Source organism: Acinetobacter sp. UBA2063 (genome assembly GCF_002333245.1).
GTDB classification, from domain to species: Bacteria; Pseudomonadota; Gammaproteobacteria; order Pseudomonadales; family Moraxellaceae; genus Acinetobacter; species Acinetobacter parvus.
The window spans coordinates 1-16965 of the sequence record NZ_DDAH01000185.1 but is presented as its reverse complement, the minus strand read 5'-3'; the positions used below and the strand labels follow the sequence as shown (position 1 = coordinate 16965).

Genomic DNA, 16965 nt, shown 5'->3' with positions numbered 1-16965 from the left:
ACCGCAAGTTGCACGTATTGATGCGCATGTTCGTCCAATTGAAGGCGTTGCCCGTTACTGCTATGCAGGTACAGTTCTTCATACCAAACCACAGAATTTTAATGCAACACGCGCTCCACTCCAGTTGGGTGCGGAGCTATATGGTCATGACAGCATCGAAGCTGATGTGGAGATGATTGATGTCATGCTGGGCCTGTTGGAGAAAACTGACAGTTTGCAAGGTGTTCATCTGGATTTAGGTCATGTCGGTTTATTTCGTAGTTTGGTGAAACGTGCTGGTTTAAATAAAAACACTGAAAGCCAGCTGTCTGATTTATATCAGCGTAAGGCTTTACCAGAATTAGAAGAATTTACTCAAAGCTTGCCAATGGGTAATGATTTTTATGCTCTAGGTCGCTATGCAAGTGACCTTAATGCATTACAGGCACATTTAAGCCATGACATTTTAAGTGATGCTGATTTTAAAAATGCGTTTGATGCATTGAAAACAACATTCACTCAAATTCAGTCACGTTGGTCGAATCTGAATATTGGAATCGATGTGGTTGAGTTGCGTAGTTATCACTACCATACGGGCCTGATGTATGCCATTTATGCACCGAATCGTGCTGCGCCGCTTGCGCAGGGTGGACGTTATGATGGTATTGGTGAGCACTTTGGCCGTGCACGCCCAGCCACAGGCTTTAGTTGTGACTTATATGCCTTGGGTGCTACACAGTTTGCTGAAATTGAAACTGTCGTTGCGCCAAAAGGAAATGATCAGGATTTATTAACCGCGATTGCAGATGCACGGGCGAATGGTTCGCGTGTGGTGCAGTTGCTGGGTAATGATGAGTTAAGTTCAGTGCCTTATGCAACCCACCAAATGGTGTTGCAAAATGGGCAATGGATCATTGAAAAAATTTAATTGCCGAGTTGTAAAAACAACTTGGTTTCCAATTCTAACAGCATGATGTAATGAGGCTATTATGGGCAAAAATGTTGTGGTACTGGGTACCCAATGGGGCGACGAGGGTAAAGGTAAGATCGTCGACCTGCTCACAGATCAGGCGGCTGCGGTCGTACGCTACCAGGGCGGGCACAATGCAGGACATACGCTTGTGGTCGGTGGTAAGAAGACTGTATTACACCTCATTCCATCAGGTATCTTACGTGACAACGTATTGTGCTTAATTGGTAATGGTGTTGTTCTTTCTCCTGAAGCACTGATCAAGGAAATGGCGATTTTGGAAGAGGAAGGCGTACCTGTAAAAGAGCGTCTGCGTATTTCTCCAAACTGTCCGTTGATTTTGCCAAACCATATTGCACTTGATCAGGCCCGTGAGAAAAAACGTGGTAATGCCAAGATTGGTACAACAGGTCGTGGTATTGGCCCAGCATACGAAGATAAAGTTGCCCGTCGTGCGGTACGCGTTGCAGACTTGGTTCGTGGTGGCGCTAATTTGGAAGAAAAACTCAAGGAAATGCTTGAGCTTCATAACTTCCAGCTTTCTCAATTCTATGGCGTTGAAGAAGTTAAGTTTGAAGATGTGTTGGCACTTTGCAACGAATGGCGTGAAGTTCTTGCCCCGTTGGTAATTGACGTAACCAAAGTGTTGCATGATTACCGTAAAGAGGGTAAAGCAATCATGTTTGAAGGTGCACAAGGTTCACTGCTTGACATCGATCATGGTACTTATCCATTTGTAACAAGTTCTAATACAACTGCGGGTGGCGTAAGCTCTGGTTCTGGTATGGGTCCTTTACATTTAGACTATGTGTTGGGTATTACCAAAGCCTACACAACACGTGTAGGTGCTGGTCCATTCCCAACTGAGTTGCATTATGATGCTGCGACAGATACAGGTGATGCGATTGGTCGTCATTTGGGTACAGTAGGTCATGAATTTGGTGCGTCTACTGGTCGTCAACGCCGTTGTGGTTGGTTTGATGCGGAAATTCTACGCCGTTCAGTTGAAGTGAATTCGTTGTCTGGTATCTGCCTAACCAAGCTTGATGTATTGGATGGTTTAGAAGAAATCAAAATCTGTGTAGGTTATGAAGATGTTGATTCAGGCTGTGCAGGTTCTTCTGATGCAGTTTCATTTGAAAGCTTAAAACCAATCTATGAAACAATGCCAGGTTGGAGTGAGTCTACAGTAGGCTTAACTCAAATTGATCAACTTCCTGCGAATGCCTTGGCTTATGTAAAACGTCTTGAGCAGCTCATTGAATGCCCAATTGATATCGTTTCTACAGGTCCAGACCGTGCGGAAACCATTATTTTACGTCATCCATTTTCAGCTTAAATTGAATAGATAACGTCAAAAGCCTCTTTTTAAAAGGGGCTTTTTTATTTTTATGGATTTATATATCAAAAATATCTAGCAAAAAATCAGCTTTTTATTCCAGTCATTGTTATTTCACAGCGTGGAAAATCCCCGTTATATTCACTCTACATTCAAACAAAGAGGGGTTTAACCATGACGAAAAAAACAATTCGCTATAATGGATATGAACTGGCATGCCAATGTTAGATTATATCAAGGCGATTAAAAGGGTACAAACCAGTTCTGATCAGGTGGGGAAAGGAATTGGTTTGAACATTTTGATACAATAAGAATAATCCTGAATATTAAATAAAATTTTAATAACAAATCTAGGGGAATCTATTGATTCCCTTATTTTTTTCTAAAAATAAAAACTCTTATGTTTTGGAGTGGATAGCACAGCAGTTGTAATCAGTATACATAATCGTATTGTGAGCTAAATAAAATGGTCTTAGAATTTTAAATTGACAAGATATAAAAATGAAACGGGATCAGCAATGGCAGGTGGTTGGGCACGTGACGGTGCAGAGCAGGAGCAGATTGATGCAACAATTCATGATGCGATTGCAAAAGCAAGACAAGGTCTTTCTCATAATGAAGATGGAGAAGCCGCCCTATATTGTGAAGAATGTGGCGAGCCCATTCCTCAAGCCCGCCGTGAAGCGATGAAAGGCGTGAAATATTGTATTCGTTGCCAGCAACAACTTGAGGAAAAGAGCAAAGCACTGGAACTATTTAATCGGCGGGGAAGTAAGGATAGTCAATTACGTTAAATCTTTTGCCTTGTTAATCTTCTATCTCTTTCACAGCATTATATACAATGCTCGGTTCAATATTGAGCAGCTTTTTACCAAAGCTGCGTAACCACCACACCAGTTGAGACGTAAAGGGAACCGTTGCGTTCACCTCAACAATATTTTCCTCTAGTGCCGTAATGGTCTGGTCTTTGCTCAACTGGCTTTCATAAAAGCTTTTGGCTGTATTTTCCGTCATGGTTAGCTTTAACTGAATTTGTTCAGTTGGTTTGCTGTAATCCACGCGGAAACCCAGTGCACCTGAGTCAATGTAATGATCAATATCAAAATTGACAGGATGCAGTGCCCGACTATCCAGAACCGTGGCTGCCTTAAAACGGTGCAGGGCAAAAGTTTGCACTTCAGTTTTATCATTTCTGGTACAGATTAAATAAATCACTGCACCTTTTTGTACCAGTGCCAGAGGATTGAGGATATAGGTTTTATCTTCTCCCTGATGGGTTCTGGCACGATAGATACATTCAATTTGCTTGTCTTGTAACAGTCCCTCATAAATTGCCTGCTGTGCATGTTTATCCACAATTGGCGGAATGAGCGGCTGTGTCGCTGGAACAATGCGCACACGGTTGATCCATTGTCTGACATTGTTTTGTGTGGAAAGACTGCGTTTTGCCAAGTCGAACCACGGCATCATTTCTTCAAGCAAGCTGGGTGGAAGCAAATGGCGTAAATGCTCTTCCACCATCATAAAGGTGACCGCCTGTGAGCTGGTCATGTGCGGCAAACTCTGGATGGGCGCGTCTGAACGCCAGCGCCAGCCTTGCGGAACCGTTTTATTGCTTTCAATGGGAAAACGCTGTGAAATTTGATTTAAGTCACGTTGAATCGTACGCAAACTAATCTCAATACCCTCACGTTCCAGAATTTCCTGCAATTCACGCGTGCCCATCCATTTACCCGTAGAAAGGCGGGACAAGATTTGCCATTGACGATAAAGGCTGTTTGACGTTTCTTTTTCTTGTATGGATGACATAGGCGTAATATGCAATTCAATGAGCTAGAGCTGACACAATAAAAAAACTCCGATTATTTAGCAAGTACATCACATTTAGATTACGTATTTACGACTGAAACCAATGCAGATTTGCTTAAAACTTTTAAAACTGCTTCAAAAATGATCATTTTATATAGGTGGCATTGAAATTGCTTACTTAAGAGATAAATAAATGATGAGATGAGGTTTCTATGCCAGAACAAGAACACAATCTAAATATCAGTACAGATTATTATTCTCCAGACCAAACGGCAGCGGTTTCGGTATATTCGTCCACATTTATTCCAGATATTCCAGATATTCCAGAGCTGAGCAGTATTACCACTAACCTGTTTGAACAACTCAAATCACAATTTTTTAATGAAATGCTCGATGATAAGAGCTTTAATGGAGAGGCATCAAAAAAGATTGAACAATGGTTAAGTATCCGTAGCCTTGATGAGTTAAAGGTGCTGGGAGCGCAGGCAAAGCAGCATTTTTTGTATCAGGGTATCACCTTTAATGTGTATGGGGATCAGGAGGGAACAGAGCGGACCATTCCTTATGACTTAATCCCGCGTGTCATTGAGAAAAAACAATGGGAGAAAATATCATCAGGCTGTGCACAACGTGTTAAGGCGCTAAATCTATTTCTGGATGACATTTACCATGAACAAAACATTCTTAAGGATGGGCTGATTCCCGCACATCAGGTGATGGCACATGAAGCCTTTCAGCCGCATATGCTCAGGCATCATCTTAAAGGCAAGGTTTATTCACAAATCAGCGGCATAGACATTATTCGAGATGGGCGAGGTGATTTCTTTGTGCTTGAGGACAATTTAAGAACGCCATCAGGGGTGTCTTATATGCTGGAAAGCCGAAAAATCAGCCAAAAATTGATGCCTGATTTGTGCAGTAGCAATAATTTACAGGGGATTGAACAATACCCAACTTTATTAAGGGCTATTCTGGAAGAGAATGCCTATGTTGATAAGCCCTTTATTGTGGTGCTGACTCCAGGCCGTTTTAACAGTGCCTACTATGAACACGCCTTTTTGGCGCGTGAAATGGATGTGCCGCTGGTGACAAGTCGTGATCTTTTTGTTGAGAATGACAAGGTCTTTGCAAAAACCATTCGTGGCCGTCAGCAGGTGGATGTGATTTATCGCCGTGTTGATGATGAGTTTCTAGACCCACTGGTATTCCGTGCTGACAGTACGCTTGGTGTGGCGGGTTTGATGTCGGCCTATCTACAGAACAATGTGGTGATTGCTAATGCACCAGGAACAGGGGTTGCTGATGACAAGTCAATCTATCCTTATGTTGACCAAATGATTCAGTATTATCTGGGAGAAACCCCGATTTTAAGTAATGTGCCTACTTATCAATGCCGAGACAGTGAACAACTGGATTATGTGCTCAACAATCTGGAAAAGTTGGTGGTTAAGGAAGCACAGGGTTCAGGTGGATATGGCATGTTGATTGGGCCTCAAGCGGATCAACAGCAAATTGAGCAATTTAGACAGAAAATTATGCAGACCCCGCATTTATATATTGCACAGCCAACCTTGGCACTGTCAGTTGCACCGACATTGACCACAGATGGCGTTGCTGAGCGACATATTGATTTACGCCCATTTGTATTGAGTTCACCTTACCGTACGGAAATTGTGCCAGGAGGATTAACGCGGGTGGCTATGCAGGCAGGTTCGCTGGTGGTCAACTCTTCTCAGGGTGGCGGCATTAAGGATACCTGGGTGGTGGAATCGCTGCACTCCTAACATCTTTCCTATGCAGCAATAACATTGCACATATCCTTTGTGTGCAGTGCGATATTTCACAGGAATTTATGATTAATAAGGGAGGAGATTTATGCTTTTACTTAGCTCAAGTGCTCAACATATTTATTGGTTAGGTCGTTATTTATTTCGTATTGAGTATATGGCGAGTCATTTGCCCTTTACAGATGACCAACAGGCAGCAAGATTTGCACAGGCATTGTGTCTGCATATTGATGATGCTGAAAGTTTGAACCAATTTATGCTGGATCGGCAACAGCCATATTCCTTGATGAGCCAGCTTGAGATTGCTCGGGATAATATTCAGGAGCTTAGGGGATTGTTGAGTTCTGAAACTTATGCTGAGCTGAACCACTTAATAAAAAATGTCGTGTCTGATGTGCCAACTATCCAGAATATCGTAAAGGAATGTTGTGCAATCCTGAAAACAGAACAAGAGGATATTGCTTTATTTTTCCATATTGGACAGGGTATGGAGCAAATTGATACCTGTTTTCGGTTGCAGCATAATATTCATGATGTGCTGAAGAAGACTGATCCAGTGATTGAACGATTATTTCATTTAGGTTGGGATGACTTGCAACCAAGTTGGAAAATATTGAAAAATCAACCTGACTTGAACCAGTTTTATGCATTTACCTATAAACTGGAAAATCAATTTGAGGCGTTCGCATGAAACTGATGGTGAATCACCAAACGCATTATCATTATACGCAGGCTGCACGGAATAGTGTGCAGTCGATTAAAATGATACCGCAGAGTTCACGGCACCAGTTGGTTGAGTCCTGGCATATTTGCGTTCCAGGGCAATACACCAGTAAACTTGATGCCTTTAACAACCTCTGGATTACGGCAAGCCAGCGACATGACTACCATTACCTGACCATTATGGCGCAGGGGGTTGTTGATTTGTATGATACTGAACTGGGTTATGTGGACACTGGTGTTTCACCAATATTGTTTTTACAGGGCACAAACATGACCTGTTGCGACTTAATGATGCGGGATTTTGCCCAGACCATTGTAAAGGTGAACGACCGCCATCATCTTGTGTTACTGGCAGAGCAGATTTTACAGCACATCCCTTATCAGCCTGAAAGCACATCTGTAACGACTTCTGCAATAGATTCATTTTATGCTGGGCAAGGTGTATGTCAGGATCATGCACATGTGTTCATTGCCATGTGTCGTGCGTTACAATTACCAGCCCGTTATGTGTCTGGCTATTTGTATGACCAAAACCAGCCACACCTTGCCAGTCATGCATGGGCAGAAGTTTTTGTGGAAAATGAATGGTATTGTTTCGATATCAGTAACCAGATATTTACACCCAAAAGTCATATCTATGTTGCAATTGGCCGTGATTATCTGGATGTTGCGCCCGTACGGGGTGTGCGTGAACAGGGTGGCATTGAAAGTATGACATCCAGTGTTCAAGTTTTGGCTTGTTGAGTGTGAAGAGAGAAAGATGACCTATTGTTGTGCATTAAGATTAGAGCAAGGTTTGGTATTGATTAGTGATACTCGAACTAATGCAGGGGTCGATCATATTTCTGTATTTCGTAAATTACATACCTTTGGTATTGAGGGTGAGCGTTTTATTGCATTGCAAACGGCAGGTAATTTAGCAACAACCCAAGCTGTTATTGGTCATTTACAAAATGCTTTAGCATTACATCAAGAGCCAAATTTATATAGCGCAAATACCATGTTTGAAGTTGCTGAATTAATTGGGAAGACTTTGCGTAAGGTGCTTGAGGATGTTACGACTGATACTCAGGAACAGATGAATTATTCCTGTAGTATTTTGGTAGGTGGACAGATACAGGGTGATGAGATGCAACTTTATAATGTCTATCCTCAAGGCAATTTTATTTGTGCCACAACTGATACACCATATTTTCAGATTGGTGAAAGTAAATATGGAAAGCCAATTTTAGATCGTGCACTGCACTATACGATGCCATTAGATGATGCATTACGTTGCAGTTTGATCTCTTTTGATTCAACATTAAGGTCTAATGTTTCTGTTGGATTACCTTTAGACGCGTTGGTCTATCATAAAGACAGTTTTATGATTCCAGAGGGCAAGCGCATCAGTGAGGAAGACCCTTACTTTAGCCAAATTAGTAAGCAGTGGTCTGATACCTTGCGCCGTGGTTTGCAGGAACTACCAAAACCAACAGTAGATTATTGGGGCTAGTCAGCAAAGACAGGCATAATGAACTAAAATGCTTTATAAGTGTAAGAAAAAAATGATATTTCAACTTTGTTATGCCAGTACCAGTACTTCTGAAAAATCATATTTGCCACTTGATTTAAGAGAAGTTTTAAATGAGGCACACCATTTTAATTATGTGAATAATATACATGGTGTGCTGTACTTTGCAGATGGTTATTTTTTCCAGTGTCTGGAGGGAGAACAATCAGTTATTTTGGAACTGCTTGATAAAATCAAGAAAGATCCTCGCCATCATCAGATTTATATTTTTAATCCTCAACGCATCTCACAAGGTCATTTCAAAGATTGGTCAATGAAATTTGTGCGGAAAAATAGTCAAGTTTCAGAGTTTTTCCAGCAGCATCTACAACAGGCCGAGTTTAATCCCTATTTGTTAAATGAGGGTTTGATTGCAGCATTGATTCCATTGCTTGCGGATATATAAATGGGTGAAGTGGCTTAAAAATCCAAGATATTGGTTTGTGCTTGTTTTTGGTTTAAGCTAATTTTTATAATACATCGGATAGGTCAGTAATCATAAATTCCTGACCTATCTTTTAATCTGCTTAATACAAGAGCTGACGTTTTGGACGTTGGCTCAAGCGACATAACAGTTCATAGCCAATGGTGCCATTTGCGGTAGCGACATCATCTACCAAACGGTGTTTGCCCCATAATTCAACTTGCGTGCCTAATTCAACGTGCAAACCAGTGACATCAATGGCAATCATATCCATGCTTACACGTCCGATCAAAGGAACTAATTGGTGATTAATCGCCACAAAATTTGGTTTGATATATGCTCTTGGATAACCATCACCATAGCCAATTGAGACAATGGCAATCTTCATAGGCTGTGCTGCTGTAAAGGTTGAACCGTAACCTACAGATTCGCCTTGTTGAATAGAATTAAGCGCAATAATTCTAGCACTAAATGTCATCACAGGTTTGAGATCAAGCGTATGGACGTTTTGATCGGCAAAAGGCGTTGCACCATACAACATGATCCCTGGACGAACAAAGTCGAAATGTAGTTCAGGATATTTATAGATTGCCGCAGAATTGCAACACGATGCCAGAATCGGTTCACATGCTTGTTTTACTTGTAGAAACTGGTTTTTTTGTTGTTCATTTAATGGATGATCTGAATCAGCGTTGGCAAAGTGCATGGTGAGTACACAGGTAAAACCATGTGATTTTAAGCGTTGAATCACTTCAATAATTTCTGTCGCTTTAAAACCCAAGCGATTCATACCGCTATTCAGCTTTACCCAGACCTTTAGGTTCAAAGCGTTATAATGATCTTTATGGGCAATTAACCATTCAACCTGCAGGGTCTGATGAACAACACATTCTAATTTGTGTGCCAGCACACTTTGCATTTCATCGGCAGAAAAAACACCTTCAATCAGGGTGATGGGCTGTGCATATCCCAACTCTCGGATTTCTAAGGCTTCTTCAACGCAAGCGACACCGAAAGCATCGCTATCCTTTAAGGCTGCTAAGCATTCTTTTACACCATGTCCGTAAGCATTGGCCTTGACCATGCTGACAATTTTCGCTGTTGGGGCAAGTTGTTTGACACGGTTTAAATTATATTGCAGTGCCTGACTGTCAATATAAACTGTTGCTTGGCGCACCCTCGTTACTCCTTGGGAATGACAATTGGTAATTTGTGTTAGATACACTGTTGAGTGATAAATAAATACAAAAAATAGTTCTATTTAAAAATATTCACTATTGTAGACTTATCAAGCTCAAATAGACATGAACATCTAGGTTTTTGATCATAAATTAACTTAAGATCGAAAAATCTATTAGGTTATTGATTGCAAATAATTTGTAAAAGTTTCAGGCTTTATTTTCCATATAAAACTATACATTCTAAAAGCTATCATGGCGTTAGATGCTCCCACTTAGGAAAATTCTGAACTTTACGAGTTAGGGCAAGAATCAGATGATGGTGGAGCGTGGGTTTGTAATTTAAATGAACTCAAAGAGAGATTAAACAATGCATTTTAAACAAGGATATGCTGAATAAATGATGAAAATATTTTGTTATCTGGGATGGAGTACATTATTTTTCTGTCAGTCAGTTATGGCTTGTATGCCACATTCACCCAATGATGTATTTATTGCCCGTTACTACGGTTCACTGCCAGTACAGGGGAGTTCAGACTTCATCTTTCAACTGAGTTCAGGTCAATTTATTTTTCGCTCAAAACTAGATGAAGTTAAATATAAAAAACCTACACAATGGAAAAGTACATTTTCTAGTCAAAATATTGAAAAGGGCAGTTTGATCATCGGTTTAGCTTATACTCCTGACTTTGCTAAACTTGAACAATATCAAATTACTTCATTTGCAACTTTGAGTTGTGCTCATAATCAGCTCAGTGTTTCTAGACCAGTGCAGCCGTTTTTAGCTTGGAATCGACAGATGGCAAAGTGTGCAATCGGGGGGCGGAAAACAATTGGTATCAAAACGATTGGTATATTAGATGGATTTATACAATATGATCAATCACATTACTTAGCACAACTTCAACAAAAATATCCAACATGTGAACAACTCAATAAAGCATTTCCATCATTTGAAATGGAAGAAAATAGCCAAGATTCGAATTTACTCTCAAGCTGGAAACTATGGTGGGCAAAGTTAATAAGTCAGATTAAATCATGGTTTTAATAAAAAAGAGCAATGCAGGCATTACTCTTCATCATCATACTGAGCATAATACTCAGGAGATAAGTTACTAAAACGCGTATATTGTCCTTCAAAAGCAAGACGCACCGTACCAATTGGGCCGTTACGCTGTTTACCAATAATAATTTCGGCTGTGCCTGCTTCTTTAGATTCTTTATTGTAGACTTCGTCACGGTAAATAAACATGATTAAGTCCGCATCCTGTTCAATTGCACCAGATTCACGCAAGTCTGACATCACAGGGCGTTTATTAGGTCGGTTCTCTAAGGAACGGTTCAGCTGTGAGAGAGCAATTACTGGACATTGCATTTCTTTTGCCAATGCTTTCAGGCTTCGGGAAATTTCCGAAATCTCACCAACACGGTTATCACCCATACCTGGCACTTTCATTAACTGCAAGTAATCGACCATGATGCAGCCAATTTTTCCATCATGCATTTTAGCAATACGTCTGGCACGTGCCCGAACCTCCGTTGGTGGCAGAGCAGAGGAATCATCAATATAAAGATGTTTTTCCTGTAACTGCAAAATCGTGCCTGTAACCTTTGACCATTCATCTCCATCCAGCTTACCTGAACGCAGATGGCCTTGATGCACTTTGCCATAGGAGGAAATCAAACGCATGGCGATGGAATCCGCAGGCATCTCCATTGAGTAAACAAGGGCAGGAAGATTGCTGTTAAATAAAACGCTTTCAACCAGATTCATGGCAAATGTGGTTTTACCCATAGAGGGACGAGCCGCGACAATAATTAAATCACCTGCCTGCATCCCATAGGTTTTATTGTCCAGTTCAAGGAAACCTGTGGAAAGGCCTGTGATATTGCCATCCATTTTGGACAGCTCATCCAGTTTGCTAATCACATCCGCAGTGACTGAACTGATTGATTTTGGGCCTGAATCCTTTTTATTGTTGTTATGCTGTTCTGCCAGAGAGAAAATATTGGTTTCAGCCAAGTCCAGAATTTCGCTGACAGGACGGCCCTTGGTGTCATAGGCATTTTGTAAAATATCTGTGCTGACCTTGATCATGCTGCGTAAGGTTGAAAATTCCTTAATCTTACTGGCATAGATTTCAAGGTTATAGAAGCTTGATGGAGAATCTGCCATCAATTGCATTAAATACTCTTCACCACCAATCGCATCCAGCAGGTTTTGCTTGAGTAACCAGTCATTGACCAGAACCGCGTCATAAGGCGAGTTTTCCTGTGCCAGTTTTTCAATGGCACGGTAAATATATTTATGGCGTGTGGCATAAAAATCATTCTCTTTCAGCAAGTCACCGACTTGTTCAAATGATTCAGCAACCGTCATTAAAGCCGCCAGTACTGCCTGTTCAATCGCCAGATTATGCGGTGGCGTTCTAAATTCTTTCAATTGACCTGAGTCATTCACGTTACTCTCTGTCTTTGGAGTATTTTTTGCAAAACTGGCATTTGCCTGTGACATAACAAGACCTAATAAAAAGATGAAACCGTAAAAGAGTGACTATCTTAATCCAAATGGATGCAGACAGGAGGGTTTAATTGGAAGAAAATTGTGTAAGTGGTGAAAATACAGCTTGATGGTTTTGGCAAAATTGAGACGTAAAAAAGGGCATGTAAAAACATGCCCTTTTCTTTGCAAAAATTACTCAGATACGATTGTAACGAGAACTTCAGCAACAACATCATGGTGCAATTGGATTGCGATGTTGAATTCACCAGTGTGACGAAGCGCACCGTTTGGTAAACGAACTTCTGCACGGTCTACAGCAAGACCAGCATTGGTCAAGGCATCAGCGATGTCACGAGTACCGATCGAACCGAAAAGTTTACCTTCATCACCAGCTTTAGCTGTGATGACGATATTCACTTCGTTTAATTGTTCAGCACGTGCATTTGCAGCAGCCAAAATAGCAGCTTCCTGTTTTTCAAGTTCAGCACGACGAGCTTCAAAAGCAGCAGTGTTTGCTTCAGTTGCAGCTACAGCTTTACCTTGAGGGATCAGGAAGTTACGACCGTAACCAGCTTTAACTGATACTTTGTCGCCCAATTTACCAAGGTTCTTAATGCGTTGTAATAAGATAATATCCACGGCTCAACCTCACTTATGATTGTCAGTGTAAGGAATCAACGCTAAATAGCGCGCTTGTTTAATCGCTAACGCTAATTGACGTTGATAACGAGCTTTAGTACCTGTAATACGGCTAGGAACGATCTTGCCGTTTTCAGTGATGTACTGTTTTAAAGTGTCGATATCTTTGTAGTCGATGTACGCAACTTTCTCAGCTGTAAAGCGGCAGAACTTGCGACGACGGTAAAAACGTGCCATTGATGTTCTCCTTATTCAGCTTCTTGAACTGCGTGTTGTGCTTCTTCACGTTGCGCCTTACGGGCACGTTTTTCTTCAGCACTTTTCGCAAGTAGAGATTCTTCAGTGATTGCGTGTTCACGACGGATGATGATGTTGCGAATGATCGCGTCGTTATAACGGAACAATTCTTCTAGTTCATCAAGAGTCGTTTGACCACATTCAACATTCATAAGAATGTAGTGTGCTTTATGAATCTTGTTAATTGGGTAAGCCAATTGGCGACGGCCCCAATCTTCTAAACGGTGAATTTGACCTTCAGCTTCTTTGATCTGAGAGATATAGCGTTCAACCATACCTACAACTTGATCGCTTTGGTCTGGGTGTACCAATAGTACGATTTCGTAGTGACGCATTGTCAGCTCCTTACGGTTTAAGCAGCCCCTGACTTGATAAAGCCAGAAGCAAGGAGTCATAACTAATTTAGTTATGTCGCAAATTGCGAAGCGACAATTCTAGTCATGTTTGGTTTAAATCGCAAGTTATATTGGCGTTTTGTGATGATCTAAACAGTGTAGAATACATTGGCAAGAGAGAAGTAGCTTATTTTATGTGGTTTGGGAAATTGGCTTGTAACCCAGCTAAAGCAAACTGGCTAAAATGTCGGGCCAATTGTTCTGGTGGCAGATGGATAATGGGAAGCAATGGACTATGTGGAATATGGGTACTGGTGGCAATAATTAACATCATACAGGGCGCAACTACGCTTAATGTCATTGGTAGTAGCATAGGATGCTGTTCGTCTATTCCCGAAATCTGACAAATGATATTTTGTATCAATCGTAGTTTTCTGGTAACTTCATGCTGCATAAAATCCTGTAAATAAATGGATGAGGACAAGAGTTCCCGAATAAAAACTTTGCTATGCCATTGTCCTGTGTCACAGATTTTTTCAATTAAAGTTTTAAAAAATTGCTGTAACTTTTCTTCTGGTATCAATGCACTTTCTACCAAATCAATGAGATATTGCTCATCAATATAATGTGCATGGGCTTCGATTAATACGGCTTTATATAAGCCATCACGTCCATTGAAATGATAGTTAATCGCTGCCAAATCGACTTCGGCAGCTTGGGCAATGGCTTTGTTACTGGTCTGGGCAAAGCCATGTAGGGCAATCAGGTTGCCTGCGGCATCCAGAATTTTGGCTTTGGTTGCATCACCATCACTGCGTCTATTACAGGACATGATTGCCTCACGATATTTTTCTAGCCCAAGTATATCTTTTTTTGCCAATCTGGTGTAGTTTAAATTTAAATTTAATTTAAACTTTAGGGTAAAAAGGTTTGCAGCTCATGAAAAAAACTGCCATTGCTGTATCTGTGCTGATTGCGATTGCTATTTTGGCAGTTGCGATATGGTTTTTTCAACGGGATGAACAGAAAGATGCTGCGCTCACCTTATATGGCAACGTTGATATTCGTCAGGTGTCACTGGCATTTGAGGAGTCGGGACGGATTCAAAGTTTAAATGTGCAGGAGGGCGATAAGGTACGGCAAGGGCAGCTATTGGCACAGTTGAATACCGATGCGTTAAAAATTCAGGCAAAACAAGCTCAAGCCCAGTTAGATGTGCAGAAACAAGCCATCATTAAACAGGACGTAGGCACACGCCCCGAAGAAATCACCCAAGCGAAAGCCCAGATTGTTTCGGCGCAAGCCCAACTGGAAAAAGCCAATAAGGATTTGCAGCGTTTACAGGTTTTAAATCAAAGTACCGCAGGGCAAGCGATTAGCAAGCAGGAACTGGATTATGCCAAAAGTAATCAGGCAACCGCAGCAGCGACTTTAAAAGAGCGTGAAGCCAATCTACAACTTTTACAAAAAGGCACGAGAGCGGAAGATAGGGCAGCAACTAAAGCCCAATATGAAGTGAGTCAATCCAGTCTGGATTTAATTCAATACAGGATTGCACAAAGTGCATTACGTTCACCTGTCAATGCTGTGGTGCGTGCCAGATTGCAGGAAGTGGGCGATATGACCACACCGCAAAAAGCAGTTTATACACTGGCTTTAACCGACCCGAAATGGGTACGCGTGTATGCCAGCGAGAAGGATTTAAGTCAGATAAAAATGGGTTTAACCGCACAGGTTATTCGTGATGCTCAACCAAATCAACCAATGACGGGTCAAGTCGGTTATATTTCTTCGGTCGCTGAATTTACCCCGAAAACCGTACAAACCGAAGATATTCGCACTACGCTGGTCTATGAAGTACGGGTGTATGTTGATGACCCGAATGACCAGTTAAAAATGGGACAACCTGTGACGGTTAAAATTGCTCAATCAGCCATAGCACAAGAGTAAAACACCATGCGTGATTCTCGTGTTGTGGTGGCGTGCGATTTACAGCAAACCTTTAAATCTGACAATAAAAAAGTGCCCGATATTGCAGCATTGCAGGATTTAAATATGCAGATTCAGGCAGGGCAGCTTACTGCCTTGGTTGGTCCTGATGGTGCAGGAAAAACCACTTTTTTACGTCTGATTGCAGGTTTATATCAACCGACCTCGGGTTCGCTGGAAGTGCTGGGGATTGATGTGGCAAAAAATCCACAGGCTGTACAAGACCGCATCAGCTATATGCCGCAACGCTTTGGCTTATATGAAGATTTAAGTATTCAGGAAAATCTGGATTTATATGCCGATTTACATGGTGTGCCGCAAGATGTAAGGAAAGAACGCTTTGCCCGTTTATTGAGCATTACTGATTTAGCCCGATTTACTGAACGTCCTGCTGGAAAATTATCTGGTGGTATGAAGCAAAAACTGGGTTTGGCGTGTACTTTGGTGCGTTCGCCTGAATTGCTGTTGTTAGATGAGCCAAGTGTTGGGGTAGACCCATTATCCAGACGGGATTTATGGCTGATTATCGAGCAGTTGGTGCGGGAAGAAAATTTAAGCGTCATCATCAGCACGGCTTATATGGACGAAGCTGAACGCTGTGCCGAAGTTTATGTGATGTATGAGGGTAAAGTTTTAAAGCAAGGCACACCACAGCAACTCAGCGAACAAGTACGAGGGCTAACATGGCAGGTGCAACCGCCTGAAAAGATGAAAGCCCGAACTTTACAGGCGTATTTACTGGATAATCATCAATATATTACCGATGCTGTACCGAAAGGTGATGTAGTACGTTTTATTAGCAAAGTGGATTATCCACAATTTCCCATTGAACACTTGCCACAAGGTGCGGTTGTACACGCCAGACCGCCCGAACTGGAAGATGCCTTGATGTTATTTTTACATCAGGCACAACATCAGGATAAACCACAAAACAATCTTGATGATACATTAATTTTACCGAGCCAAACTGAAATTTCAGCACAGCAATCGCCTGTGATTATTGTGAAAGATTTGGTTCGCAAATTTGGTGATTTTACCGCAGTTGCCAGCACCTCATTTGAAGTACAACGTGGCGAGATTTTTGGTTTATTAGGACCAAATGGTGCAGGAAAAACCACAACTTTCCGCATGTTATGCGGGTTGTTACCTGCCAGTAGTGGCATGTTGCAAGTGGCAGGTATGAATTTACGCACCGCACGAGCCGAAGCACGGGCAAAAATTGGCTATGTATCACAAAAATTTGCTTTGTATGGCAATTTAACCGTACTGGATAATCTTAAATTTTTTGGCGGTGCGTATGGTTTATCGGGCAAAAAACTGAAACAACAGATTGACCAAGCCTTACAACAATTCGAGTTAAAACCACATGCCAAAAGTGGCGATTTACCCAATGGTTTTAAGCAGCGTCTATCTATGGCGGCAGCCTTATTGCATCAACCTG

18 protein-coding genes are annotated in these 16965 nt (G+C 41.5%); 11 read left to right on the top strand and 7 right to left on the bottom strand.

Annotated elements, in window-relative coordinates; translation table 11 throughout:
• From B4H32_RS09095 to B4H32_RS09085, 3 genes are all read left to right on the top strand, one after another.
• The coding region (locus tag B4H32_RS09095; RefSeq protein ID WP_286802299.1) for an ATP phosphoribosyltransferase regulatory subunit at window positions 1-907 on the top strand (907 nt) is incomplete at its 5' end.
• Window positions 908-968: 61 nt separating this feature from the next.
• Entirely contained in the window at window positions 969-2288 is a 1320-nt protein-coding gene (locus B4H32_RS09090) for an adenylosuccinate synthase (protein ID WP_004682514.1), read from the top strand.
• 518 nt (window positions 2289-2806) lie between these two features.
• Window positions 2807-3082 (top strand): DksA/TraR family C4-type zinc finger protein, encoded by a 276-nt coding sequence (locus tag B4H32_RS09085; protein ID WP_004676973.1) that lies wholly within the window; start codon window positions 2807-2809, stop codon window positions 3080-3082.
• Window positions 3083-3095: 13 nt separating this feature from the next.
• Here the strand turns inward: B4H32_RS09085 and B4H32_RS09080 are convergent, their stop codons facing one another.
• The gene (locus B4H32_RS09080) at window positions 3096-4097 is read right to left on the bottom strand and encodes a helix-turn-helix transcriptional regulator (protein WP_004682511.1); all 1002 of its coding nucleotides are present in this window, start codon (window positions 4095-4097) and stop codon (window positions 3096-3098) included.
• A 212-nt stretch (window positions 4098-4309) separates the two neighbouring features.
• Here B4H32_RS09080 and B4H32_RS09075 point away from each other — a divergent pair, with 212 nt between their 5' ends.
• The 5 genes from B4H32_RS09075 to B4H32_RS09055 all read left to right on the top strand — a co-directional run bounded on the left by B4H32_RS09075 (window position 4310) and on the right by B4H32_RS09055 (window position 8565).
• Window positions 4310-5881 (top strand): circularly permuted type 2 ATP-grasp protein, encoded by a 1572-nt coding sequence (locus B4H32_RS09075; protein WP_004682509.1) that lies wholly within the window; start codon window positions 4310-4312, stop codon window positions 5879-5881.
• Window positions 5882-5972: 91 nt separating this feature from the next.
• Window positions 5973-6575 (top strand): alpha-E domain-containing protein, encoded by a 603-nt coding sequence (locus tag B4H32_RS09070; RefSeq protein ID WP_004761522.1) that lies wholly within the window; start codon window positions 5973-5975, stop codon window positions 6573-6575.
• A complete protein-coding gene (locus B4H32_RS09065; RefSeq protein WP_004799398.1) occupies window positions 6572-7351 on the top strand; it encodes a transglutaminase family protein in 780 nt (259 codons plus the stop codon). The genes B4H32_RS09070 and B4H32_RS09065 overlap by 4 nt, the downstream gene beginning before the upstream one ends.
• Before the next feature lie 16 nt (window positions 7352-7367).
• Window positions 7368-8102 carry a proteasome-type protease gene (locus B4H32_RS09060; protein WP_004682506.1) on the top strand — a complete coding sequence of 245 codons (735 nt, stop codon included), beginning with the start codon at window positions 7368-7370 and terminating at the stop codon, window positions 8100-8102.
• 52 nt (window positions 8103-8154) lie between these two features.
• Window positions 8155-8565 (top strand): BLUF domain-containing protein, encoded by a 411-nt coding sequence (locus B4H32_RS09055; protein WP_286802289.1) that lies wholly within the window; start codon window positions 8155-8157, stop codon window positions 8563-8565.
• Between the two features lie 121 nt (window positions 8566-8686).
• Here the strand turns inward: B4H32_RS09055 and alr are convergent, their stop codons facing one another.
• Window positions 8687-9760 (bottom strand): alanine racemase, encoded by a 1074-nt coding sequence (gene alr, locus B4H32_RS09050; protein WP_286802287.1) that lies wholly within the window; start codon window positions 9758-9760, stop codon window positions 8687-8689.
• A 467-nt stretch (window positions 9761-10227) separates the two neighbouring features.
• On the opposite strand from alr, the gene B4H32_RS09045 reads away from it, so the two are divergent.
• Complete coding sequence (locus B4H32_RS09045; protein ID WP_286802301.1) at window positions 10228-10809, top strand: hypothetical protein; 582 nt, start codon at window positions 10228-10230, stop codon at window positions 10807-10809.
• A gap of 21 nt (window positions 10810-10830) precedes the next feature.
• Here B4H32_RS09045 and dnaB read toward each other — a convergent pair whose 3' ends face one another.
• The 5 genes from dnaB to B4H32_RS09020 form a co-directional block, all read right to left on the bottom strand.
• Entirely contained in the window at window positions 10831-12276 is a 1446-nt protein-coding gene (gene dnaB / locus B4H32_RS09040; RefSeq protein WP_004682499.1) for a replicative DNA helicase, read from the bottom strand.
• A gap of 180 nt (window positions 12277-12456) precedes the next feature.
• Window positions 12457-12903 (bottom strand): 50S ribosomal protein L9, encoded by a 447-nt coding sequence (gene rplI, locus B4H32_RS09035; protein ID WP_004676981.1) that lies wholly within the window; start codon window positions 12901-12903, stop codon window positions 12457-12459.
• Between the two features lie 9 nt (window positions 12904-12912).
• Window positions 12913-13140 carry a 30S ribosomal protein S18 gene (gene rpsR, locus B4H32_RS09030; RefSeq protein WP_004676982.1) on the bottom strand — a complete coding sequence of 76 codons (228 nt, stop codon included), beginning with the start codon at window positions 13138-13140 and terminating at the stop codon, window positions 12913-12915.
• An 11-nt stretch (window positions 13141-13151) separates the two neighbouring features.
• Window positions 13152-13535, bottom strand: coding sequence for a 30S ribosomal protein S6 (gene rpsF, locus B4H32_RS09025; protein WP_004676984.1), 384 nt, complete (start codon window positions 13533-13535; stop codon window positions 13152-13154).
• A gap of 187 nt (window positions 13536-13722) precedes the next feature.
• A complete protein-coding gene (locus tag B4H32_RS09020) occupies window positions 13723-14367 on the bottom strand; it encodes a TetR/AcrR family transcriptional regulator (protein ID WP_286802275.1) in 645 nt (214 codons plus the stop codon).
• Window positions 14368-14474: 107 nt separating this feature from the next.
• Between B4H32_RS09020 and B4H32_RS09015 the strand changes: the two genes are divergently transcribed.
• Window positions 14475-15485 carry an HlyD family efflux transporter periplasmic adaptor subunit gene (locus B4H32_RS09015; RefSeq protein WP_004682493.1) on the top strand — a complete coding sequence of 337 codons (1011 nt, stop codon included), beginning with the start codon at window positions 14475-14477 and terminating at the stop codon, window positions 15483-15485.
• 6 nt (window positions 15486-15491) lie between these two features.
• Window positions 15492-16965: ATP-binding cassette domain-containing protein (locus B4H32_RS09010; RefSeq protein WP_286802271.1), on the top strand; the 1474-nt coding region annotated here is incomplete at its 3' end.

Coding starts and splice junctions, on each gene's coding strand:
- B4H32_RS09085 (WP_004676973.1), top strand. CDS start 2,807: ATGGCAGGTGGTTGGGCACGTGACGGTGCAGAGCAGGAGCAGATTGAT.
- B4H32_RS09045 (WP_286802301.1), top strand. CDS start 10,228: ATGCCACATTCACCCAATGATGTATTTATTGCCCGTTACTACGGTTCA.
- rpsF (WP_004676984.1), bottom strand. CDS start 13,535: ATGCGTCACTACGAAATCGTACTATTGGTACACCCAGACCAAAGCGAT.
- rpsR (WP_004676982.1), bottom strand. CDS start 13,140: ATGGCACGTTTTTACCGTCGTCGCAAGTTCTGCCGCTTTACAGCTGAG.
- B4H32_RS09090 (WP_004682514.1), top strand. CDS start 969: ATGGGCAAAAATGTTGTGGTACTGGGTACCCAATGGGGCGACGAGGGT.
- B4H32_RS09055 (WP_286802289.1), top strand. CDS start 8,155: ATGATATTTCAACTTTGTTATGCCAGTACCAGTACTTCTGAAAAATCA.
- dnaB (WP_004682499.1), bottom strand. CDS start 12,276: ATGTCACAGGCAAATGCCAGTTTTGCAAAAAATACTCCAAAGACAGAG.
- B4H32_RS09070 (WP_004761522.1), top strand. CDS start 5,973: ATGCTTTTACTTAGCTCAAGTGCTCAACATATTTATTGGTTAGGTCGT.
- B4H32_RS09060 (WP_004682506.1), top strand. CDS start 7,368: ATGACCTATTGTTGTGCATTAAGATTAGAGCAAGGTTTGGTATTGATT.
- B4H32_RS09080 (WP_004682511.1), bottom strand. CDS start 4,097: ATGTCATCCATACAAGAAAAAGAAACGTCAAACAGCCTTTATCGTCAA.
- B4H32_RS09065 (WP_004799398.1), top strand. CDS start 6,572: ATGAAACTGATGGTGAATCACCAAACGCATTATCATTATACGCAGGCT.
- B4H32_RS09020 (WP_286802275.1), bottom strand. CDS start 14,367: ATGTCCTGTAATAGACGCAGTGATGGTGATGCAACCAAAGCCAAAATT.
- B4H32_RS09075 (WP_004682509.1), top strand. CDS start 4,310: ATGCCAGAACAAGAACACAATCTAAATATCAGTACAGATTATTATTCT.
- B4H32_RS09015 (WP_004682493.1), top strand. CDS start 14,475: ATGAAAAAAACTGCCATTGCTGTATCTGTGCTGATTGCGATTGCTATT.